Origin of the sequence: Sulfuricurvum sp. IAE1 (assembly GCF_004347735.1) — a bacterium.
Classification (GTDB): Bacteria; Campylobacterota; Campylobacteria; order Campylobacterales; family Sulfurimonadaceae; genus Sulfuricurvum.
In genome coordinates this window covers 172,876-196,037 of the sequence record NZ_SLTI01000063.1, presented here as the reverse complement: position 1 = coordinate 196,037, position 23,162 = coordinate 172,876, and the positions used below count along the sequence as shown (strand labels likewise).

20 protein-coding genes and 5 tRNA genes are annotated in these 23,162 nt (G+C 52.0%); 3 read left to right on the top strand and 22 right to left on the bottom strand.

The window, feature by feature from the left end; genetic code table 11:
- Positions 1-2: 2 nt before the first annotated feature.
- Positions 3-824, bottom strand: a complete 822-nt coding sequence (gene panC / locus E0765_RS12185; protein ID WP_132813499.1) for a pantoate--beta-alanine ligase — start codon at positions 822-824, stop codon at positions 3-5.
- A gap of 70 nt (positions 825-894) precedes the next feature.
- Between panC and prfB the strand changes: the two genes are divergently transcribed.
- On the top strand, positions 895-2,001 hold the full coding sequence (prfB, locus tag E0765_RS12180; protein ID WP_132813498.1) for a peptide chain release factor 2: 1,107 nt from the start codon (positions 895-897) through the stop codon (positions 1,999-2,001).
- A gap of 12 nt (positions 2,002-2,013) precedes the next feature.
- Entirely contained in the window at positions 2,014-2,739 is a 726-nt protein-coding gene (locus E0765_RS12175) for an arginyltransferase (RefSeq protein ID WP_132813497.1), read from the top strand.
- On the opposite strand, the gene E0765_RS12170 is transcribed toward E0765_RS12175, so the two are convergent.
- On the bottom strand, positions 2,736-3,284 hold the full coding sequence (locus E0765_RS12170) for a cytochrome b/b6 domain-containing protein (RefSeq protein ID WP_132813496.1): 549 nt from the start codon (positions 3,282-3,284) through the stop codon (positions 2,736-2,738). The two genes, E0765_RS12175 and E0765_RS12170, sit on opposite strands and share 4 nt — an antisense overlap.
- A gap of 68 nt (positions 3,285-3,352) precedes the next feature.
- Between E0765_RS12170 and E0765_RS12165 the strand changes: the two genes are divergently transcribed.
- A complete protein-coding gene (locus E0765_RS12165; protein ID WP_132813495.1) occupies positions 3,353-3,961 on the top strand; it encodes a fumarylacetoacetate hydrolase family protein in 609 nt (202 codons plus the stop codon).
- Between the two features lie 47 nt (positions 3,962-4,008).
- Here the strand turns inward: E0765_RS12165 and fusA are convergent, their stop codons facing one another.
- The 20 genes from fusA to E0765_RS12065 all read right to left on the bottom strand — a co-directional run bounded on the left by fusA (position 4,009) and on the right by E0765_RS12065 (position 23,158).
- Positions 4,009-6,093: an elongation factor G gene (fusA, locus tag E0765_RS12160; RefSeq protein ID WP_132813494.1), complete on the bottom strand. Its 2,085-nt coding sequence runs from the start codon at positions 6,091-6,093 to the stop codon at positions 4,009-4,011.
- Positions 6,094-6,214: 121 nt separating this feature from the next.
- Entirely contained in the window at positions 6,215-6,682 is a 468-nt protein-coding gene (gene rpsG / locus E0765_RS12155; RefSeq protein ID WP_132813493.1) for a 30S ribosomal protein S7, read from the bottom strand.
- Between the two features lie 77 nt (positions 6,683-6,759).
- Complete coding sequence (gene rpsL, locus E0765_RS12150) at positions 6,760-7,137, bottom strand: 30S ribosomal protein S12 (RefSeq protein WP_132813492.1); 378 nt, start codon at positions 7,135-7,137, stop codon at positions 6,760-6,762.
- A gap of 163 nt (positions 7,138-7,300) precedes the next feature.
- Positions 7,301-11,809 carry a DNA-directed RNA polymerase subunit beta' gene (gene rpoC / locus E0765_RS12145; protein WP_132813491.1) on the bottom strand — a complete coding sequence of 1,503 codons (4,509 nt, stop codon included), beginning with the start codon at positions 11,807-11,809 and terminating at the stop codon, positions 7,301-7,303.
- The gene (gene rpoB / locus E0765_RS12140; RefSeq protein ID WP_132813490.1) at positions 11,802-15,947 is read right to left on the bottom strand and encodes a DNA-directed RNA polymerase subunit beta; all 4,146 of its coding nucleotides are present in this window, start codon (positions 15,945-15,947) and stop codon (positions 11,802-11,804) included. Before rpoB ends, rpoC begins: the two co-directional genes overlap by 8 nt.
- A gap of 167 nt (positions 15,948-16,114) precedes the next feature.
- Positions 16,115-16,486 carry a 50S ribosomal protein L7/L12 gene (gene rplL, locus E0765_RS12135; protein ID WP_132813489.1) on the bottom strand — a complete coding sequence of 124 codons (372 nt, stop codon included), beginning with the start codon at positions 16,484-16,486 and terminating at the stop codon, positions 16,115-16,117.
- 75 nt (positions 16,487-16,561) lie between these two features.
- Positions 16,562-17,041, bottom strand: a complete 480-nt coding sequence (gene rplJ, locus E0765_RS12130; protein WP_132813488.1) for a 50S ribosomal protein L10 — start codon at positions 17,039-17,041, stop codon at positions 16,562-16,564.
- 113 nt (positions 17,042-17,154) lie between these two features.
- Positions 17,155-17,850: a 50S ribosomal protein L1 gene (rplA, locus tag E0765_RS12125; protein ID WP_132813487.1), complete on the bottom strand. Its 696-nt coding sequence runs from the start codon at positions 17,848-17,850 to the stop codon at positions 17,155-17,157.
- A gap of 65 nt (positions 17,851-17,915) precedes the next feature.
- Positions 17,916-18,341, bottom strand: coding sequence for a 50S ribosomal protein L11 (gene rplK, locus E0765_RS12120; protein WP_132813486.1), 426 nt, complete (start codon positions 18,339-18,341; stop codon positions 17,916-17,918).
- Positions 18,342-18,362: 21 nt separating this feature from the next.
- The gene (gene nusG, locus E0765_RS12115) at positions 18,363-18,893 is read right to left on the bottom strand and encodes a transcription termination/antitermination protein NusG (RefSeq protein WP_132813485.1); all 531 of its coding nucleotides are present in this window, start codon (positions 18,891-18,893) and stop codon (positions 18,363-18,365) included.
- A gap of 9 nt (positions 18,894-18,902) precedes the next feature.
- A complete protein-coding gene (gene secE / locus E0765_RS12110) occupies positions 18,903-19,088 on the bottom strand; it encodes a preprotein translocase subunit SecE (RefSeq protein WP_132813484.1) in 186 nt (61 codons plus the stop codon).
- Positions 19,089-19,149: 61 nt separating this feature from the next.
- A tRNA-Trp gene (locus tag E0765_RS12105) sits at positions 19,150-19,225 on the bottom strand.
- 27 nt (positions 19,226-19,252) lie between these two features.
- Positions 19,253-19,405: a 50S ribosomal protein L33 gene (rpmG, locus tag E0765_RS12100; protein ID WP_132813483.1), complete on the bottom strand. Its 153-nt coding sequence runs from the start codon at positions 19,403-19,405 to the stop codon at positions 19,253-19,255.
- Between the two features lie 37 nt (positions 19,406-19,442).
- Complete coding sequence (gene tuf, locus E0765_RS12095; protein WP_132813482.1) at positions 19,443-20,642, bottom strand: elongation factor Tu; 1,200 nt, start codon at positions 20,640-20,642, stop codon at positions 19,443-19,445.
- 94 nt (positions 20,643-20,736) lie between these two features.
- Positions 20,737-20,811: transfer RNA gene (locus E0765_RS12090), tRNA-Thr, on the bottom strand.
- Between the two features lie 98 nt (positions 20,812-20,909).
- Positions 20,910-20,986, bottom strand: a tRNA-Gly gene (locus E0765_RS12085).
- A gap of 3 nt (positions 20,987-20,989) precedes the next feature.
- Positions 20,990-21,075: transfer RNA gene (locus E0765_RS12080), tRNA-Tyr, on the bottom strand.
- A gap of 53 nt (positions 21,076-21,128) precedes the next feature.
- Positions 21,129-21,204, bottom strand: a tRNA-Thr gene (locus E0765_RS12075).
- A 68-nt stretch (positions 21,205-21,272) separates the two neighbouring features.
- On the bottom strand, positions 21,273-22,010 hold the full coding sequence (locus E0765_RS12070; RefSeq protein ID WP_132813481.1) for a YaaA family protein: 738 nt from the start codon (positions 22,008-22,010) through the stop codon (positions 21,273-21,275).
- A complete protein-coding gene (locus E0765_RS12065) occupies positions 22,010-23,158 on the bottom strand; it encodes a calcium:proton antiporter (RefSeq protein ID WP_132813480.1) in 1,149 nt (382 codons plus the stop codon). Before E0765_RS12065 ends, E0765_RS12070 begins: the two co-directional genes overlap by 1 nt.
- Between the last annotated feature and the right edge of the window lie 4 nt (positions 23,159-23,162).

The following is a 23,162-nucleotide window of genomic DNA, read 5'->3' as shown; positions in this document are numbered from 1 at the left end:
CCTCACATCCATACGTTGTCGATCAGGCGCGTCGATCCGACGCGTGCGGCGACGAGGACGATCGTATTGCCGATTTCGACCCGTCCGATCGACTCGAAGGCACGGTTGACGATTGCGACGTACTCGACCTCCAACGGTTCGAGGATCTCCAGCATCTGCGCCTTGATCGCATCGGATTCGAGCGTCCCCTGCATTACCAGTTTCGTCGCCCGTTTGAGCGACGCGGAGAGTTTCAGCGCCTCGGTCCGCTCGGAAGGATTCAGGTAAACATTGCGGCTTGAGAGGGCCAGCCCGTCGTTTTCACGGACCGTATCCATCGGGACGATCGTAAGATCCATAAAAAAGTTCCCCACCATCTGGGTGATCAGGGAGAGCTGCTGCGCATCTTTTTTCCCGAAATAGGCGCGGGTGGGGCGAACGAGATTGAAAAGCTTCATAACGACGGTAAGGACCCCGTCGAAATGCCCCGGGCGGGATGCCCCTTCGAGAATGTAGCCGCGCACGTCGGGAGCGGTGATCCGCACTTCATCACGGCCGTACATCGTACTCACGTCGGGGTAGAACAACACGTCCACCCCGCTGAGCTCGCAGATTTTGAAATCGGCCTCTTCGCGGCGGGGATATTTGGAGAGGTCTTCCCCCGGCAGAAACTGGGTCGGATTGACGAAGATCGAGACGACGACGGTATCGTTCTCACGCCGCGCCGCGTCGATGAGGGTGCGATGGCCGATGTGGAGCGCCCCCATCGTCGGGACGAAACCGACCGATCCCGTTTTGGAATCAAGAGCGTTGCGCAGTTCTTGCGCCGATCTGGCGATAATCATGCTTTTAGCCTTTATGCAGGGGAGGTGTACTATAATCGCAATTATAATATATCACAAGGTATTCCCACTTATGGACCACTACGAATATACCGAACTTCTCAAAACGCTGACGACGAAAATGCAAAACGTCACCGACGTCGTCCGTCCAGACCTCATCGAAGCGCGCCTCAAAGAGATCGCGGAGCTCGAAAACTCCCCTGAGTTCTGGAACGACGCGGCAGCCGCCGGAGCGGTTCAGAAAGAGAAAACCCAGGCCGAACGGCGCCTGGCAAAATACGCCAAGACCTTCAATGCCCTCGGCGATGCCAAAGACCTCTACGACATGGCCAAGGAAGAGGGAGACGACGAAACAATCGAAAGCCTTTTCGCCGATGCCCCCGGACTGGAGAACCAGGTCAAATCGATGGAGATCGAGGTGTTGCTAAGCGGCGAGCACGACAGCCACAACGCGATCCTCACCATCCATCCGGGTGCGGGGGGAACCGAGTCCCAGGACTGGGCATCGATCCTGCTGCGAATGTACACCCGCTGGGCCGAACGCCACGACTTCAGCGTTGAAATGCTCGACTACCAGCCCGGTGAAGAGGCGGGGATCAAGGATGCATCATTGCTGATCAAAGGGGTCAACGTCTACGGCTATCTCAAAGTCGAAAACGGCATTCACCGCCTCGTGCGGATCAGCCCGTTCGACTCGGCAGCCAAACGGCACACGTCATTTACCTCGGTCACCGTTTCTCCCGAAATCGACGACGACATCGAAATCGAGATCGAGGACAAGGATATCCGCCTCGATACCTACCGCGCATCGGGGGCGGGCGGCCAGCACGTCAACAAAACCGAATCGGCGATCCGTATCACCCACATCCCGACGGGAATCGTGGTACAGTGCCAGAACGACCGAAGCCAGCACAAAAACAAGGCGACCGCCTTCAAAATGCTCAAATCCCGCCTCTATGAACTCGAACTCGAAAAACAGCGCGCCGCGATCGACGGCGTCGAAAAAAGCGAGATCGGCTGGGGCCACCAGATCCGTTCCTACGTCATGGCCCCCTACCAGCAGATCAAAGACAGCCGTTCGGGCGAAGCGTACAGCAATATCAACGCGATCCTCGACGGCGACCTCGACGAAATGCTCGAAGGGGTTCTCATCTCGCTCAGCCGGAAAGAGGAAGAGTAATCCTCCTCGCCCATGAACCAGATTCTCAAAGAGTGTGCCCTTCATGAGCCCTGTGCCTACATCAGCGGCAACTCCCAGAGCATCCATTACAAAATCATCCAGGAGTGCAGCCGCGAACAGTGTGAAGCGCTGATTCTCAGAGGCTGGCGGCGTTTCGGGTCGATGTATTTTCGCCCCATCTGCCAGGAGTGCCGCGCGTGCGAAAGCCTCAAGATCGATGTACAAAACTACACGTTCAGCAAGTCCGAACGCCGCATCCTCCGGAAAAACGGCTCATGGAACACCCTGATCCGTCCCCCGACCCTCACGCGCGACCACCTGGAGCTTTTCGAACGCTATCACCGCTACAAACACCATACCCGCTCCTGGGACGAACCCAAAGTCGATCCCAAAAACTATTACGCCTCATTCGTGCAGGGGCACGGCGATTTCGGATTCGAAATCCTCTATTTCGACGACGAACGCCTCATTGCCGTCGACCTGGTCGATATTCTCGACGAGGGGATCAGCGCCCTGTATTGCTACTACGATCCCGATTACCCCTCATTTTCGCTGGGACGCTACACACTGCTCGAGCAAATCCGCCTCGCGCAGCGTCTTGGGCTGAAATGGATCTACCTTGGGTATTACGTCGAACAATGCCGGAGCCTCTCGTACAAAGGCTCGTACAAGCCCGCATTACAGCTCCAGGGGCGCCCCGAAGAGGATGAAACGCCCCTTTGGCGGAGTGCCCCTTAATCCCGCCCGCTGATCATCCGTGAAACCAGGCCGCCCTGATCACTTTTTTCCGCAAGGACGACTCCCGCGATATGGATTGCCATAAACGCGAACACACTCCAGCCCAGATACATATGGACGCTCTCGACGATCTCTTTGCCCTCCCCGGCCAGCTTCCAGTACAATACCAGCCCGCTGAGCGACATCGCCGCCAAAACCCCGTAAAAAAGTTTGTACAGCATGTAGACTTTTTGCATGGCGGGGTTGTCGTCGAATCCGAATCCGTTTTTCAGTACCATCGCGATCCGCACTACCAGCAACACCGCTACCGCAATCCCCAGATAAATATGCCAGTCCCACATCGGCGCGCGCACCGCCTTGCCGATCATCACCGCCTGCTCGTCCGTGATTATCGTCCCGATTTCGGCCAGTTTGGCCTGAACGATCCCTCCGATCTGTTCCTTGTGCATGACGCTCATCCGCAATACAACCGTGATAAACAGCCCGAACACGGCAACCGCCTGCAGCCAGTGCCAGATCCGGTATAAAGGGGAAAATTGACGCATGAAAACTCCTTCAATAGATACGCTATCATACCACGAAGAATTCAATAGACTATTAATGCGAGATCAACATGAATACCGTCCGTTTTGCCGAGCGGCTATGCACCCCGTCCAAAGTGGTCTGCATCGGCCGCAACTACGTCGAGCACATCCATGAGCTGGGGAACGAGATCCCCTCGTCGATGGTCGTTTTCAACAAGCCCAACTCCGCCGTCACGGGTACGCTCCGCTTCATCTCCGACGATACCCGCTTCGAAGGGGAGATCTGCTTTCTGATGATGGGCGGGGCGATCGCGGGAGTCGGTTTCGGCCTTGACCTCACCAAAGCACAGATACAAAACCACCTCAAAACCAAGGGGTTGCCGTGGGAACGGGCCAAAGGGTTCGACGGTTCGGCGGTACTGGGAGAGTTCGTCCCTTTCAGCGGGCCGCTCGAATCCCTTCGCATGACGCTCCACATCAACGGCGCCTTAGCGCAGGAAGCGACCTATGAGTTGATGATCTACAAACCGCTTGATATGATCGAGGAGATCAAAAGTTTCATGAGTTTCGAAGACGGTGATATCATCATGAGCGGCACGCCCAAAGGGGTAGCATCGTACAATCTCGGAGATGAATTTGTCGGACGTATTTACAGCGGCGATCTGTTGCTGATGGAAAGTTCCTGGAGAGTTGAATAAAAGAGGAAAGAAATGCGCCCGGGGGCGCAAAAAGGGGCGTAACGGCCTTAGCTGTTACGTTTTTTGATGATTTCGTCCGCAACGTTGCGTGGAACTTCTTCGTAGTGATCGAATTCCATAGAGTAGCTTGCGCGACCCTGAGTTGCCGAACGAAGGTCGGTAGAGTAACCGAACATTTCTGAGAGCGGAACGAACGCGTTAACGATTTTGTTACCGGAACGGTCACCCATGTTGTTAACCTGGCCGCGGCGGCGGTTAAGGTCACCGATAACGTCACCCATGAAGTTCTCTGGAACTTCAACTTCGACTTTCATCATCGGCTCAAGGATACAAGGGTTGGCTTTACGCGCAGCCTCTTTGAAACCCATAGAAGCGGCAAGTTTGAACGCCATTTCGGATGAGTCGACCTCGTGGTACGAACCGTCGTAAACGGCCACTTCGATATCTTCGATCGGATAACCGGCGAGGACACCTTTTTGCATCGCTTCCGCACACCCTTTTTCAACCGCAGGGATATACTCTTTCGGAATAACCCCACCTTTGATTTCGTTGTGGAATACGAAACCGGTTCCCGGAGTACCCGGTTTGACGCGAAGGTAAACGTGACCGAACTGACCGCGTCCGCCTGATTGTTTCGCGTATTTGTATTCCTGGTTGACTTCGTTGCGGATCGCTTCGCGGTACGCTACCTGAGGAGCACCCACTTCCGCTTCGACTTTGAACTCACGGAACATACGGTCAACGAGGATCTCGAGGTGAAGTTCACCCATACCGCTGATGATCGTCTGACCTGTCTCTTCGTCCGTGTGAACACGGAAAGAAGGGTCTTCCGCAGCCAGTTTACCCAGAGCGATACCCATTTTTTCCTGGTCGGCTTTCGTTTTCGGCTCTACCGCAACGGAGATAACCGGCTCAGGGAAGTGCATACGCTCGAGGATAACGCGATCTTTCTCGTCACACAGGGTATCACCCGTCGTGGTGTCTTTAAGACCGACAACCGCACCGATTTCACCCGCGTAGAGCGCTTTGATCTCTTCACGTTTGTTCGCGTGCATTTTAACGATACGTCCGATACGCTCTTTTTTACCTTTGGTGGTATTGATCGCGTACGACCCCGATTCGAGGATACCGCGGTACATACGTACGAAGGTGAGCTGTCCGACGAACGGGTCGGTCATAATTTTGAACGCCAGTCCGGCAAACGGCTCATCGTCAGTCGAGTTAACGATAACTTCGGCTTCCTCGTCGTCTTCTTTCGTACCGCGGATCTGTGCAACTTCCAGAGGTGATGGGAGGTAATCGACAACGGCATCCAGAAGCGTCTGAACCCCTTTGTTTTTGAACGACGTACCGCACACCATCGGGATGATCTCCATTTTGTGACATCCCGCTTTGATACCGCGCATGATCTCTTCGGTCGTCAGTTCGCCCTCTTCGAAGTATTTCTCCATCAAAGATTCGTCACCCTCGGCCGCCGCTTCGATCATTTTTGCACGATACTCTTCGGCTTTCTCCAACAAATCGGCAGGAATCTCTTCCTCTCGGTAGTTTGAACCTATCGCCGCATCGTCGTCCCAGAGGATAGCTTTCATTTTAACGAGGTCAACAACCCCTTTGAAAGCATCTTCCTGACCGATAGGGATTTGAATGGGAACCGGACGCGCTTTAAGACGCTCGGTGATCTGGCTCTCTACGTTGTAGAAATCGGCACCGATACGGTCCATTTTATTGACATATACGATACGGGGAACACCGTAACGGTTTGCCTGACGCCATACCGTTTCTGACTGGGGCTGAACGCCGCCGACCGCACAGAATACCGCAACGGCACCGTCAAGAACACGCATAGAACGCTCAACTTCGATGGTGAAGTCAACGTGGCCCGGAGTGTCGATGATGTTGATCTGTTTTTTGCGCCATTCACAAGTGGTCGCAGCCGATGTAATCGTAATACCGCGCTCCTGCTCCTGCTCCATCCAGTCCATGGTGGCGGCACCTTCGTGAACCTCACCGATTTTGTGTGAAATACCGGTGTAGAACAAAATACGCTCGGTAGTAGTCGTTTTACCCGCGTCGATGTGAGCGGCGATACCGATGTTTCTTACGTCTTCAAGTTTATGGGATCTTGCCATGATAACAGCCTTAGTGTGTTTGGTTAAATATTAAAGACAAGCGCGGAAAGAAGAAAGGTCCCCTTTCAGTGCTTGACGAACGACGTCTCCCGGAGAGGACGACGTCAGTTTGAGAAAAATCTTACCAGCGGTAGTGAGCGAACGCTTTGTTCGCTTCTGCCATTTTGTACGTATCTTCTTTTTTCTTGAACGCTGTACCTTTATCGCTGGCAGCATCCATCAATTCATTAGCCAAACGCTCGGCCATTGTACGCTCGTTGCGTTTGCGCGCTGCATCCGTCAACCAACGGATCGCCAAAGAAAGCTGGCGGACAGGGCGTACTTCTACTGGAACTTGGTAGGTCGCTCCACCCACACGGCGGCTTTTTACTTCGATAACGGGTTTGATGTTATCGATTGCGGCGTTGAATACGTCGATACCGCTTTTTTCACCACGTGAACTGATGATATCCAAAGCACCGTACATGATTTTCTCGGCGACGCTTTTTTTACCGTCCCACATGAGTTTGTTGATGAACTTTGTCAATACTTTTGAACCGTGGATCGGGTCGGGCATAATTTCGCGAACGGGCGCTTTTCTTCTTCTCATTTTACTTTTCCTTCAATGGTTTTCATTTACTCAAAATACGGTCATCATCAACCGGATTTTGTCGGTTTAGTGACTAATTACTTAGCCTTAGGTTTTTTCGTTCCGTATTTAGAACGAGAAACTTTACGATCTTTAACACCCGCAGTATCGAGTGCACCACGAACGATGTGGTATTTAACCCCCGGAAGGTCTTTTACCCGGCCGCCGCGAACGAGAACGATCGAGTGCTCCTGCAGGTTGTGGCCTTCCCCACCGATATAACTGATGACCTCGAACCCTGAAGTCAAACGAACTTTAGCGACTTTACGAAGAGCCGAGTTCGGTTTTTTCGGGGTTGTGGTGTAAACACGAGTACATACTCCGCGGCGCTGCGGGCATGACACCAAAGCAGGTGATTTGGATTTGTAAACCACCTTCTGACGCTCTTTACGAATAAGTTGGTTGATTGTTGGCACACAATCTCCTTTATTGAATTTGTTCCAGTAGAATATTCAATCCACTCAAACGAGGGGACTAATAAACGCGCAATTCTACCGGATTTTCAATTAAATGGAGCTTATTTTAAGGAACTTGTAAGTAGAAGGAAAAAGGAGGGTTCAGCGGCCGATGCCGCCGAAATTATTCGCCAAACTGGATTTTTTGGTCTTTGTAGATACCGGTACCGACCGGGATGGTGCGGCCGATGATAACGTTCTCTTTGAGATCGGTCAGGTCGTCGATTTTTGCCGCGACCGCCGCTTCGGTAAGAACTTTGGTCGTGTCCTGGAACGACGCGGCCGAGATGATCGAGTCGGCGCTGACCGCCGCGCGGGTGATACCCACGAGGTACGGCTCGGCAATTGCCGGTTCCCCGCCGAGGCGGAGGATTTTTTCGTTCTCGACTTTGAACTGCGCTTTGCTGACGACGTCGCCTTCGATGAACTTCGTGTCGCCCGAGCGGAGAATTTTCACCTGGCGGAGCATCTGGGTGAAGATCACCTCGATGTGCTTGTCGGCGATGTTAACCCCCTGGCGGCGGTAAACCTGCTGAACTTCGCTCACCAGGTAGTTGTACAGCGCTTTAACCCCGAGGATTCTCAGGATCTCGTGCGAGCTGACGATACCGTCGGTCAGACGCTCGCCGGCGTGAACGAACTCGCCCGGATGAACAAGGATACTCAGGTTTTTATCGACAAGGTACTCTTTGATCATACCGTTTTCAGACGTGATCATGATACGCTCTTTACCACGGAGCGGCTTGCCGAAGCTGACCACACCGTCGAGCTCGGCGATGAGGGCGACCTCTTTGGGTTTACGCGCTTCGAAAAGCTCGGAAACCCGTGGAAGACCCCCGGTAATGTCGCGCGATTTCTGAAGCGCTTTCGGCGTACGGGCCAGAATGTCGGCCACTTTCACTTCAGCACGGTCCTGCGCGAAGATTGCCGTTTTCGGCTCAACCGCATAACGGATGATTGAACCGTCCGCCGAAGCGAGAACGATCGCCGGTTTAAACTCCGGAGCAACGTATTCGTTGATCATCAGACGCGTTTTACCCGTCAGTTCGTCGAACTGCTCGGATGCGGTGACGCCCGGGATAATGTCTTCGAACGTCACGACACCGTCGGTTTCGGAAATGATCGGGTTCGAATACGGATCCCATTCGGCGATCACGATCGACTCTTCTTTGAGCGGTTTCGCCAACAGGGTGTCGGCTTTGACGCTTTCGTTGTCGTTGATCTCGATGATCGATCCGCGGGCAATGTAGTGACGGATCGCTTCGCGGTCGTCCGCATCGGCGACGACGGCGAAGAGCCCTTTTTCTTCAACGCTGTACCCTTTGGCGATCTCGTGGTGACGCTCGAGGTAATCGCCTTTGAGGAGGTAGTATTTAACCGTCCCTTTCTCTTTGGCATAGATTTTCTGCGTTACCGGGGCACCGTCTTTGACCTGGATTTCCGAAGCGTACGGGATACGGTTGGGAACGTTCCAGCCGTCTTTGATCGTTTCGACGATCGATTCGTGCTCTTTGACGCTGGCGCCGTTTTCATACGGCAGATAGAATTTCCCTTCGATCTTGCCGCTGACACCGGCCAGTTCGTTCGGTTTGGCCACTTCGTTTTTACGGAGTGTGTAGCGTACCGTCTGGCTCTCGCCTTTGACACTGACGATCACCTCGTCGTGAATCGTCTGAATTTCCACCGTTCCCGCAAACGGAGCCTTGATTTTCGGCTCTACGAGCAAGATCGCGGCGTTACGACGGTTCGCAACGATGTTTTTACCCTCTTTGGAGGTATAGGTTTTCATGTTGTAATAACGGATGAAACCTTCTTTGGATGCGATGACCTGGCGCTCTTCGCGGGTGCTTGATGCGGTTCCCCCGACGTGGAAGGTACGAAGGGTCAGCTGCGTACCCGGTTCCCCGATCGACTGGGCCGCGACGATACCGACCGCTTCCCCTTTCTTGACGATTTGACCGGTTCCGAGGTTGAGGCCGTAGCACAGTGCACAAACGCCCCCTTCGGATTTACACGTTGTCGGAGTACGGATCTGGACCGCCTTGATACCCGCTTCAACGATTTTGGATGCCATGATCTCATCGATCAGCGTCCCTTCGGAGTAAAGGATCTCGTTGGTGATCGGGTCGATCGCGTCTTCGGCCAGAACCCGTCCGTAGATACGGTCTTCGAGCGGCTCGATCAGTTCGTTACCGACGGAAATATCGGTAATTTCGATCCCTTCGTGCGTGCCGCAGTCGTGTTCGACGATTTTAACGTTCTGCGCGACATCGACGAGTTTACGGGTCAGGTAACCGGCGTTCGCCGTTTTCAGAGCCGTATCCGCCAGACCTTTACGGGCACCGTGGGTCGAAATGAAGTACTCAAGAACGTTCAGCCCCTCTTTAAAGTTCGAAATAATCGGTGTTTCGATGATCGAACCGTCCGGTTTCGCCATAAGTCCCCGCATACCGGCGAGCTGACGGATCTGCGCCGCAGAACCCCGTGCACCCGAGTCGGCCATCATGAAGATCGAGTTGAAACCTTCTTTGTCGCTCTGGATCAGTTCCATCATGCCGCCGGCAACCGTATTGTTCGTATCGGTCCAGACGTCGATGATTTTGTTGTAACGTTCCTGCTCCGTCAAAAGACCCGCTTCAAACTGCTTCTGGATCTCTTTGACACGGTTTTTCGATGCGTTGATCAGCCCCTCTTTTGCTTCGGGGATGATGATGTCGGCGATCGAAATCGATACCCCCGACTTGGTCGCATAACGGAAACCGAGATTTTTGAGGTCGTCCAGGAATCCGGCCGTTACGGCCACGCCGCCGTGCTTGTTGACGTAGTCGACGAGCGCGGAGATGTTTTTCTTTTTCATGACGACGTTCCACAGTTCGACCGGAACGAAATCGGGGAGGATCGATTTGAGGATCATCCGGCCAGCCGTCGTATGGATCATCCGGCCCTCGACGCGGGTACGTACTTTGGCGTGCAGATCCAGCGCGTTGTGTTCCAGTGCGACCATGATCTCATCAACATTGCTGAAAAGTTTGTTCGATCCCTTCGCTTCGTTTTTGGCCAGGGTAAGGTAATACAGACCCAAGACCATATCCTGAGACGGGGTTGCGATCGCTTTCCCCGAAGCCGGAAGAAGAATGTTCATGCTCGAGAGCATCAAGACTTTCGCTTCAGCAATCGCCTCCGCTGAAAGGGGAACGTGTACCGCCATCTGGTCACCGTCGAAGTCGGCATTGAACGCCGCACAGACGAGCGGGTGAAGCTGGATCGCTTTACCGTCGATCAGTTTGGGGTGGAACGCCTGGATCGAAAGTTTGTGAAGCGTCGGCGCACGGTTGAGCATGACGGGGTATCCCTCGACGATCTCGGCCAGACATTCCCACACTTCGTTGGTTTTCTCTTCGATCATTTTTTTCGCCGCTTTAACGGTCGTCGCGTACCCTTTGTCTTCGAGTTTCGCGATCAGGTGCGGCTTGAAAAGCTCCAGCGCCATCTGTTTGGGCAGACCGCACTGATCCATCCGCAGATTCGGACCGACGACGATAACCGAACGGCCCGAGAAGTCGACCCGTTTACCCAGAAGGTTCTGACGGAAACGCCCCTGTTTACCCTTGATGATTTCAGAGAGCGATTTGAGCGGACGTTTGTTAGCCCCTTTGACCGCATTGGCACGACGGCCGTTGTCGAACAGCGCGTCAACCGCTTCCTGAAGCATCCGTTTTTCGTTGCGCACGATAATTTCGGGCGCTTCAAGTTCGATGAGGCGTTTGAGACGCTGGTTACGGTTGATGACGCGGCGGTACAGGTCGTTAACGTCCGATACGGCGAATTTTCCGCCGTCCAGGCTTACCAGCGGGCGAAGTTCCGGAGGAAGTACCGGAAGTGCGGTCAGCATCATCCACGCCGGGTTGTTCCCGGAATTGAGGAACGACTCGATGACTTTGAGGCGTTTAACGATCGTTTTACGCTTCGCTTCGGAATTCGTCGCGGCGACTTCTTCTTTCAATGATGAAAAAAGGTCGACCAGGTCAAGCTCATCCAGGAGATCACGAACCGCCTGTCCTCCCATTTCGGCAACGAAACCGGCATCCCCGTAACGCTGTACGAGGGTACGGTACTGCTCTTCGTTCAATACGTCGTATTTCAGGACCGGTGAACTCTGTTCGGCGTCGTAACACGCCTCTCCGCCCTGTTTGACGATGTAGGCTTCGTAATACAATACCCGTTCAAGGTCTTTCATCTTGACGCCCAGCAGCGTTCCGATACGGCTTGGAAGCGAGCTGACGTACCAGATATGGGCGACCGGGGTTACCAGGTCGATATGCCCCATCCGGATACGGCGGACTTTCGCCGACGTGACTTCAACGCCGCATTTTTCACACACGACGCCTTTGTAGCGCATTTTTTTGTATTTGCCGCACAGACATTCGTAGTCGCGTACAGGCCCGAAAATTTTGGCACAGAACAACCCGTCGCGCTCAGGTTTGAGGGTGCGGTAGTTGATCGTTTCGGGTTTTTTGACTTCCCCGTGGCTCCATGAGAGAATTTTCTCAGGGGAGGCCAGACGGAACTGAAGCTGTTTGATGTCTGTCGGACGATTCTCTTCCGTTACGGTAACCGGTACTAATTTACTCATTGTCATCTACCTCGTCAAAAATCTCAATATCCAGTGCAAGAGACTGGAGCTCTTTGGTCAATACGAAGAGCGTTTCGGGGATACCCGATGCAGGAACGCTTTCGCCTTTCGTGATCGCTTTGTAAGCACGGACACGTCCGTCGACGTCGTCCGATTTGATCGTCAGCATCTCTTTGAGGACGGCGGAAGCGCCGTAAGCCTCGAGAGCCCACACTTCCATCTCCCCGAAACGCTGTCCGCCGAAGAGTGCTTTACCACCGACCGGCTGCTGCGTGACCAGAGAGTACGGCCCGGTTGAACGGGCGTGGACTTTCTCGTCTACGAGGTGGTGGAGTTTGAGCATGTACATGTATCCGACGTTGACGCGCTCTTTGAGCTTCTCACCGGTTTTACCGTCGTAAAGCTCCATTTTACCGTCATTGTCGAGTTTGGCCAGTTCGAACAGGCGGCCGAATTCTTCAGCTGTGACCCCTTCGAAAATAGGCGTTGTGAATTTCACCCCTTTAGACCAGTCCTGCGCATAGGAGAGCAATGTTTCATCATCCATCGCGCCGATAGCCGCAGCGGCGTCCATCAGTCCGGCAACGTCGGCGAAAGAGACCATCTTGGTTCTCAGTTGCGCGATGAAATCTTTTTGTTTCGCTTCGAACACTTCCTGGATTTGATAGCCCAGCTCACGCCCGACCATACCCAGGTGCATCTCGAGGATCTGCCCGATGTTCATACGAGACGGTACCCCCAGCGGGTTCAGACACACGTCAACGGCACGGCCGTTGGCCATGTACGGCATATCGACTTCGGGAACGATCGTGGAGACGATACCTTTGTTCCCGTGGCGACCCGCCATTTTATCCCCGACTTTGAGTTTACGCTTGGTAGCAATGTACACCTTGACGTATTTGACGACGCCGTTGGGAAGGATGTCGTCTTTTTCCAGGATCGAAAGCTTCTCTTCGTGCTCGTCGCGGAATTTTTTCTTCTCTTTCTGGAAGTGGTTCTTCGTCTGGTTGTATTTTTCCTGGACGTCGTCGCTGAACGCTTTGACGATGTTGTTCATCGCAAAACGGTTTACCTCTTTGAGGTCTTCGGCTTTGACGTTCTGGCCCGCTTTGTACTCGACGCCGTTGACGCTGACGTCGCTGATCAGCGGATGTTTGGTCAACAACGAGACGATACGGAGCATCTCTTCCTTATCGATCATGAGCAGGCGGTCGTAATGCTCGCGCTCAAGCTCGTCGCGCTCTTGTTTTTCGAGTTCGAGGGTACGAGGATCTTTGTCATACCCTTTTTTGGTGAACACTTTGACGTCGACGACCACCCCTTCCATACTCGGCGTACAGTAGAGCGATTTGTTGACGACGTGACCCGCTTTTTCACCGAAGATGGCACGCAGGAGGCGCTCTTCGGGAGTCGGTTTCACTTCACCCTTGGGCGATACTTTACCGACGAGGATCATTCCCCCTTTGACGTAGGTACCGATTTTGACGATACCGCTCTCATCAAGGTGGGCAAGTTCTTCGTCACGGACGTTCGGGATATCGCGGGTGATCTCTTCGACCCCGTGTTTGAGTTCACGCGCTTCGGCCTCTTTTTCGTAGATGTGAACCGAAGTGAACGCGTCTTCGCGGATCATCCGCTCGGACATGACGATCGCATCCTCGAAGTTGTATCCGTTCCAGGGCATGAACGCGACGAGCGCGTTGATCCCCAGTGCCAGTTCCCCTTTGTCCATGTTCGGACCATCGGCGATGATCTGCCCTTTCTGGACAACCTGTCCCGCTTTGACGGTCGGGCGCTGCATGAAGGTGGTATTCTGGTTGGTACGGAGATTTTTCTGCAACGGATAGTAATCGATGAACGTTCCGTCTTCGTCTTCGCCCATCACGTAGATGTGTTTGGCGTCAACTTTTTCGACCACACCGCTGCGTTCGGCTTTGACACACTCCCACGAATCGCGGGCAACGAGTTTTTCAACCCCGGTTCCGACCATAGGTGCTTCGGGACGGAGCAGAGGAACCGCCTGACGCTGCATGTTCGATCCCATCAACGCACGGTTCGCGTCGTCGTGTTCAAGGAACGGAATAAGGCTCGCGGCGACACCGACGACCATGTGCGGCGTAAGGTCACGCAGTTCACACTCTTTAGGTGACTTGAGCATGATCTCGCCGTCTTGGCGGATCTCTACCAGGTCATCCAGGAAGTTTCCGTTTTCATCGACGCGGCTGGATGCTGCGGCAATGATTTTCCCCTCTTCCTGCGTCGCGGTCAGATACACGACTTCGCCGGTGACGACACCGTCTTTGACGACGTTGTACGGCGCTTCGATGAACCCGTGCTCATTGACTTTCGAATAGGTCGCGAGGGTGTTGATCAGACCGATGTTCTGACCCTCCGGAGTCTCGATCGGACAGATACGGCCGTAGTGGGTCGGGTGAACGTCACGCACTTCGAATCCGGCACGTTCTTTAACCAAACCGCCCTCACCAAGAGCCGAAAGACGGCGTTTATGGGTTACTTCAGAAAGCGGGTTCGTCTGGTCCATAAACTGTGAGAGCTGTCCGCCGCTGAAGAATTCCATGATCGTGCTGGTGATCATTTTCGAGTTGATCAGATCGTGCGGCATCAGTTCGGTCGTCGGGCCGCTCATCGTAGAGAGCTTATCCTTGATCGCTTTTTGCATTTTGACCAGACCGTTGTGCAGCTCGTTTCCGAGAAGCTCGCCGATAGAACGGATACGACGGTTACCGAGGTGGTCACGGTCATCGATATGTCCCTGGCCGTTTTTGACTTTAACGACGTATTTGACGGTGTTGATAATGTCTTCATGTGTCAGAACGGTCACATATTCGGGAACGTTCAGGCCCAGTTTGTGGTTCATTTTCATCCGTCCGACGCGGGTCAGATCGTAGCGCTCAGGGTCGAAGAAGAGCTGGTTGACGAATACTTTCGCCGCTTCTTTGGTGACCGGCTCGCCGGGGCGCATGACTTTATAGATACGGATCGCCGCAAGGTCGTTCTCGTCTTCGATCTCTTCGGTCTGTTTGAGCAGTTTGAGCGAATCGGCATCAGCGATGAACGCATTGATGATCGCACTGTCGTGACCTTCGGCGAGGTCGTTGGCGATGATGAACTCGTTAACGCCGGCATCGGCCATTTTACGCAGCTTGGTTTCATCCAGCTGTGTCATCGTGTCGAACATCACTTCCCCGCTGACCGCGTCGATGATCGGCTCTGCAAGGTGGCGTTCGATCAGGGTCTCGATCGGATACTGGATCGATTTGACCCCTTCAGCAATCAGTTTTTCCGCTTTTTTGGCAGAAAGACGTTTACCGGCGGCAACAAGAAGCTTACCGTCCGCATCGACGAGATCGTAGCCGAGGCGCCCTGCGAACTGCTCGGGATCGAAATCCATCAGGTACTTGTTCTCTTCTACACGGATTTTCTGCAGCGGGTAGAACATTTTGAGAATGTCCTGCTTGCTGTACCCAAGGGCCCGGAACATGATCGTGACGGGAACTTTACGACGCTTGTTGATGCGCATGTAAAGAATGTCTTTGGGATCGTATTCAAAATAGAGCCACGAACCGCGGTCGGGGATGATCTGACCTGTAAAAATGAGTTTGCTACCCGCAGTAGTCGATTCTTCTTCTTTGAAGATAACACCGGGCGAACGGTGAAGCTGGTTGACGACAACGCGCTCGACGCCGTTGATGACGAACGACGTACGGTCCGTCATCAGGGGGATGTCGCGGATGAAAATCGTCTGCTCTTTGATGTCTTTGACACCGGTTTTCTCTTTAGTGTTTTCGTCGCGGTCCCAGATCACCAGGCGTGTTTTCATGCGAAGCGATACCGAATAGGTCAATCCGCGTTCCATACATTCGCGTACGGTGTATTTGGGGCGTCCTACTTCGGAACCGAGATATTCGAGTGAAAGACGGTTCTGCGTGTCGTGGATCGGGAATACCGACTGGAAGACGCGTTCAATACCGCTTTTTGAGCGATCTTTCTGATCCAACATCAAAAAGGATTCGTAAGAACTTTGTTGGAGTTGTAACAAATTAGGTACTTCAATTTGCTGGGGAGTTTTCGCGAAATCGACGCGTAAGCGGTTTCCGGAGTGAAGAGTGTTTAACATTAGGCTACCTCAATCGAAGTTTTTGATCCCATAGGGATAAGTGCAAAGTCTACAGCTCAGGCGTCCCTGAGCCTATAACGACGTATGGGCACTTTACCGAGCAGATAAAAATCTGTTCCGTAAAGTGCCCTGTGGGAGGCGGGGCAAAAGCCCCAATCATTGAATGATTATTTGATTTCGACGACAGCGCCAGCTTCTTCAAGCTCTTTTTTCGCTGCTTCAGCAACGTCTTTCGCAACGCCTTCTTTGATAGTTGTAGGTGCGCCTTCAACCGCGTCTTTCGCTTCTTTAAGGCCAAGACCTGTAAGACCGCGAACAACTTTAATAACGTTGATTTTTTTGTCTCCGCCGTCTTTAAGGATGACGTCGAACTCAGTTTTTTCTTCTTCAGCGGCAACAGCTGCTACGGCACCGCCGGCAACCGCTACAGGCTGAGCAGATACACCAAATTTTTCTTCGAATTCTTTTACAAGCTCAGAAAGCTCGAGTACTGAAAGGTTTGAGATAAACTCAAGAACATCTTCTTTTGTTACAGCCATGGTATTCTCCTTATGGATATTCTGTTTTTATTTTTTGCTGCCTAGGCAGCGACGCAATGCTTTTGTATAAAAGGATTACGCTTCTTCTTTTTTGCGTTTAAGCGCATCGAGACCGATCGTAAAGTTGCGAACCGGACCCATCCAGACAGATGCGAGCATTCCAAGCAACTCTTCGCGGCCTGGGAGCGTAGCAAATGCACGGACTTTTTTCTCATCGGCAGCTTCACCGTCGATGTATGCGGTACGGATAGCGAACTTATCGTTGTCTTTACCGAAATCAACAGCAACTTTTGAAGCGGCGATAGCGTCTTCACCCCATACGAAAATGTTGGTATCTTTGATATTGATACCGCTCATTCCGGCATTATTCAGAGCGATTGTCGCAAGGGTGTTTTTAACAACCTGTACTTTCGCTTCTTTAGCACGTGCGATTTTGCGCAATGATTCGAGGTCTGCAACGGTGAGACCGCGATAATCACACATAACGACTGCTTTTGCCGATTTGAACTCTTCGGTAAGAGTGTTAACAATCTCAGCTTTTTGCGTTTTGTTCATCGTTTCTCCTTTCCAGACATGACTTCAAGCGGGGCGGTATTCACCGATTAAGGCACAGGCCCCCTACTGTCTTCAGTCCATAAGATAAAGGCGCTTGCGCCTTTGCTGTTCGTTTAGCGGATATCCAAAAGTTCTTGGGTATCGAATTTGATCGCGGGGCTCATTGTCAATGAGAGCGCCGCGTTTTTGATGTAACGGCCTTTTGCCGTTGAAGGTTTCGCACGGTTGATCGCACCGACGAATGCTTTGATGTTTTCGGCGATTTTGTCCGAATCAAAGCTTACTTTACCGATACCGGCGTGGATGTTCCCTTTTTTGTCAACACGGAAGTTTACCTGGCCGCCTTTAACGTTGCTGACCGCTTTACCGACTTCTGCGGTAACGGTTCCGGTTTTAGGGTTCGGCATCATACCTTTTGGCCCGAGGATACGTCCTACCTGACCGACAAGTCCCATACAATCGGGAGCGGCGACAACGATGTCGAAATTGATGTTGCCCGCTTTGATTTCGTCTACGAGATCTTCGGCACCGACGATGTCTGCACCCGCTGCTTTGGCCTCATCCACTTTTGCGCCTTTTGCGAAAACGGCGACACGCACCACTTTCCCTGTTCCGTGTGGAAGCACAACCGCACCACGGATCATTTGATCAGCGTGACGTGGATCTACACCGAGGTTCAAAGCAATTTCAACGGTCTCGTCGAATTTTGCCGATTTGAGTTCTTTAATTGCCGTTGACGCATCGTCTACAGTGTAGCTTTTCGCCAGATCGATTTTTTCACTTAGTTGTTTATAGCGTTTACTTGCCATAATGAATTCTCCATTTCTAGAATCTGCCGCAGGGATTAGCCTCTTTGCGGTCGAAGAGTAATGTGTTATTCGACGACGTCGATACCCATAGAGCGAGCAGATCCGGCGATTGTACGCGCAGCGGATTCGGCATCGTCCGTGTTCATGTCTTGCATTTTTTGCTTGACGATTTCCATGATCTGGGCTTTTGTGATTTTCGCCACTTTGTTTTTAAGCGGATTATCAGACCCTTTTTTGATCCCTGCTTTTTCCATGATCAATGCAGTGTTTGAAGGCTGCTTTGTGATGAAAGAGAAGGTTTTATCAGCGTAAACCGTGATAACGGTCGGGAGTTTGTAACCCGCTTTATCTTTTGTACGCTCGTTGAACGCTTTACAGAATTCCATGATGTTAACACCGCGTTGACCAAGGGCAGGACCAACCGGAGGAGCCGGGTTAGCCGCACCGGCTTGAATTTGCAACTTGATGTAGCCAGCTATTTTCTTTGCCATTTGTGCTTCCTTTTTTTGAGATTAAATGATTTTTTCGACTTGAGTATACGAAATGTCGACCGGAGTGCTTCGGCCGAAGATTGAAACATTGAGTTTCAACGTACCGTGCTCAAGATCGTATTCATCCACGGTACCGGTAAAGTTCGCAAACGGACCGTCCACGATACGTACCATTTCGCCGTTGTCGAAGAAAACCTTCGGTTTGGGCGCCGAGCGGTTCGTTACCCGGTCGAGGATGACTTTGATGTCGCTGTCACTGAGCGGAGTCGGCTTATTCGCTTCCCCGATAAATCCCGCAACGCGCGGCAGAGACTGGATTTTGTGCTGAAGGTCGATGCTCAGATCCATGTTCGCGAACACGTAACCCGAGTACAAAGAACGCTCAGAAATTTTCTTTTTACCGTTTTTAACTTCGATGACGTCTTCGGTCGGAACGATGACTTCGGTGATTACGTCTTCGAGATGATTTTCGGCAATGATGTTTTCGATCGCCGCTTTGACGCTTCGCTCACTGCCGGCATACGTTTGAATCGAGTACCAACGATGTGCCATGTTCTTTCCTTAACTCAAAATTGCCGAAACGGTTGATGACATGATGAAGTCCACCAACGCAAGGAACAAAACGACAAACGTGACAACGACCAGTACCGCGATAAACGCCTGACGAACTTGTGGTTTCGTCGGGAAAATGACTTTCGCCAGTTCCATTTTAGCGCTGTGGATGTAATTGCTCAACGTGTTTTTCATCATTGTATCCTTGGGACATTTCCAACGAATAAAGCTCTCAAGCACTATTAGTCGAAAATGGTGGCAGGCCAGGAGGGATTCGAACCCCCAACCATCGGATTTGGAATCCGGCGCTCTACCATTGGAGCTACTGACCTATGGTTGAATCCCCGAAGGGAAAGGACTTAAAGCTTCGCTTCTTTGTGAACGGTGTGTTCGCGGCAGAATTTGCAAAACTTTTTCACTGAAAATTTTTCAGTGTGAGTCTTTTTGTTTTTGCTTGTGTGGTAGTTGCGGCGTGTGCACTTTTCACAAGCCAAGTGAATATTTTCACGCATGGTTAACCTTTAAATCCGGTCCGCGGACCGGAAGAAATTATGCAAGGATTTTAGAAACAACACCTGCACCGACAGTACGTCCACCTTCACGGATCGCGAAGCGAGTACCTTCTTCCATCGCGATCGGATGGATCAGTTCGGCATTGATTTTAACGTTATCACCAGGCATAACCATCTCTGTACCTTCTGGCAGAGTGATCGCACCTGTTACGTCCGTTGTACGAACGTAGAACTGAGGACGGTAACCGTTGAAGAATGGAGTGTGACGTCCACCCTCTTCTTTGCTCAGTACGTAGATTTCAGCTTCGAATTTTGTGTGAGGAGTGATTGATTTAGGCTTACAAAGAACCTGACCACGCTCAACATCTTCTTTTTTCGTACCGCGGAGGAGGATACCGCAGTTATCACCTGCTTCACCTTGCTCCATTTCTTTACGGAACATTTCAACACCAGTAACGGTTGTTGTCTGAGTGTCGCGAAGACCGACGATCTCGATAGTGTCACCGATTTTAACAACACCACGCTCGATACGACCAGTTACAACCGTACCACGTCCAGAGATTGAGAAAACGTCTTCAACAGGCATCAAGAAATCTTTGTCTGTTTCACGAGTAGGCTCAGGGATGTACTCGTCAACCGCAGCCATCAGCTTCTGGATTTTAGCAGACCACTCACCGAGTGTTCCAGTTTTCGCTTCTTCAAGAGCGCGAAGTGCAGAACCGGCTACGATTGGAGTATCGTCACCTGGGAAGTCGTAGTTGCTGAGCAATTCACGGATTTCCATTTCAACAAGCTCAAGAAGTTCTTCGTCGTCAACCATATCTTCTTTGTTCATGAAAACAACGATGTAAGGAACACCGACTTGTTTTGAAAGAAGGATGTGCTCACGTGTTTGTGGCATCGGGCCGTCTGCTGCAGAAACAACGAGAATAGCGCCGTCCATCTGAGCAGCACCCGTAATCATGTTTTTAACGTAGTCGGCGTGACCAGGACAGTCAACGTGCGCATAGTGACGTTTGTCTGTTTCGTACTCAACGTGTGATGTAGCGATCGTAATACCGCGCTCGCGCTCTTCAGGAGCGTTGTCGATCTGATCGTAGTCCATCATAGCAGCACCGTTTGTTACTGCGAGTACAGCTGTAATAGCAGCTGTCAAAGTAGTTTTACCGTGGTCAACGTGACCGATTGTACCGATGTTAACGTGTGGTTTAGTACGCGTAAACTTTTCTTTTGCCATTGTGTCCTCCGACTGAATGTGTAAATGAAATTGGAATTATACCAAAAAACAGCTGAAATAGCTTTCAAGCTTTCAAATATTACAAAAATATTACTGGAGCTCACGAGCGGATTTGAACCGCCGACCTCTTCCTTACCAAGGAAGTGCTCTACCCCTGAGCCACGTGAGCATAAACAATGATACGTTCGTATTTGGAAGCTTAAAAACTATTTTTACAGTTTTAAGGTAATGATTGAAGTAGTATTATGGTTGTACTTCAGCTCCCAGTGGAGCGGGAAACGAGACTCGAACTCGCGACATTCAGCTTGGAAGGCTGACGCTCTAGCCAACTGAGCTACTCCCGCAGATGGTGGTGAGAGAAGGATTCGAACCTTCGAAGATAAAAATCAGCAGATTTACAGTCTGCCCTCGTTGGCCACTTGAGTATCTCACCACGGCCATAATCTGGTCTAACACTGATAAATGTAATGCGTTCCGATTTCTACATGGTGCCGATTGGGGGACTCGAACTCCCGACCTACTGATTACAAATCAGTTGCTCTACCAACTGAGCTAAACCGGCATTAGGCGAAATGGAGCTGCAATTATAGTCATTTCAATGCCGATTGTCAAGACTTCGATGAAAGATTTTCAACAAATGGAGTAAACGATCTCTTTGGACTTTTTGGTCTCGCGGATTTCTTCGAGTCTCAGCCCCTCGATGTCGAGTGAGAGGAGTTCGTCTACCGATTCGGGGCGGCTTATAGCCGCTTCTCTGAGTACTTTCCCCCGGTACGCTTTGGCCCAGTGGCTGAGTGCTTTTCCCTCTTTTAGAAACTTCATCGTCACCGGTCTGCTTTTCGGGACATAGAACTTGTCATAAAACCCGGCGCGGATGTCGAGCACTTCGCGTTCTCCGATCAACTCGTCCAGCGCCTCGGCAAAATGCTTTCGGTAAAACGTTTCCGGCGCGGCCTCCCCGATCGCGGAGCCCTGTTTGAGTTTATAATCGGGGATGGAATCACCCGCACCGATCGGCCCGAACAGGTTGGAAAAAACGATTACATGCCGGTCGATGTATTCCTGTGCGTACGGATCGAGTGTCGGATAATCGAGATAATCGTACGCCACCCCGTCGTAACGAAGGATCGCTTTCATCGTCGCCGCTTGCGCGAACGGCACTTTGTAACGATCAAATTCACCGGCGTCTTTGAGTCCGAACAGTTCCGAAAGGGCCGTTTCGTCGCCCAGGCTCACGACCGCTTCGTAGAGCCGGATCATTTCGAGGCGGCGGGAATAAAGTTCGGGGAAAAGGAGCGAGCCCGGACTGAGAGGTTCGCCCGTCCCTCCCGGACGTTTTCCCTCACTGGGTGCGAACAGGATAACCATCAGTAGTATGCGGCGATGATCGCGTAGCTGATGAAAAACATCAGGTGCGACGCCCCTTCGAAATAGTTCGTCTCCCCTTCGTCGGTCGTTTTCCATACCAGCAGGATCGTCAACAGCAGCGCCCCGATCTGCAGCGGGTTGAAATCGAGGGTCAGGTTGATCCCGCTGAAATAGGCCAGCATCATCAGAATCGGCACCGTCAGGATAATCGATACGGTCGAAGCCCCCATGGCGATGTTGACAACCCTCTGTATCTGGTCGTTGCGCGCGGCCCGCACCGCGGTAAAAATCTCCGGGCTGACGCTGATGATCGCAATGACAAGCCCCGCGAGCCCGGCCGAAATGCCGTACTGTTTGGCAACCGCTACCCCATCCCCGGCAAAAATCTCAGCACCGAACGCAATAATCGCGATAAAGAAAAAGATCGCGATAAAATTGAGCGCCGTGCTCATATGCTCGAAAATATAATCGGTCGATTCACTCTCGTCGATTTCACCGTCGTGCTCTTGGAGTTTGCGTTTAAGCCGGAAAAAACGGCTCCGTGCCGTCGCTTTGAAAAAATGGGTGTGGGTCCGTGTCTGAAAAATGAAAATAATGATGTAAAAGAGCAGCAGCACACCCGCGATAAGGTGACTGACATGGGTCAGCGCATCCGCGCCGTGTTCGGTATGGCTGAGCAGCCCGGGGACCAGCAGCGCCGAAGAAGAGACGAATAAAACGGTACTGTACGTACTGGAAGTCTCTTTGTTATGCTGCTGCTGCGTAAAGGCCAATCCGCCCAAAAAGACGGCCAGTCCCAAAAGGACGTTCAAGTCGACGATGACCGCCGAAATAATCCCCCCCTTAACCGTTTCAAGCACTTCGGGAGAGTGTTTCACCTCCAGCAAAATGACGTAAAGCAGAATAATCTCGACTGCAACCGCGCTGAAAGTAAGGACAAAACTGCCGTAAGGTTCCTGCAGACGTTCGGAGAGAATGTCGGCGACCTCAGCCACCGTAAGCGAAAGGGCCGCAATACCGATCGCGGCGAAAAGGGTCGCCAGTGACGACTCGTGCTGAAGATGAAAAACGAATGCCAACGCTATCGAGACCACCCCGATAAAAATATCCCAGTAATCCTCGATAAAATAGCGTACTCGCCTGTCCAATTCC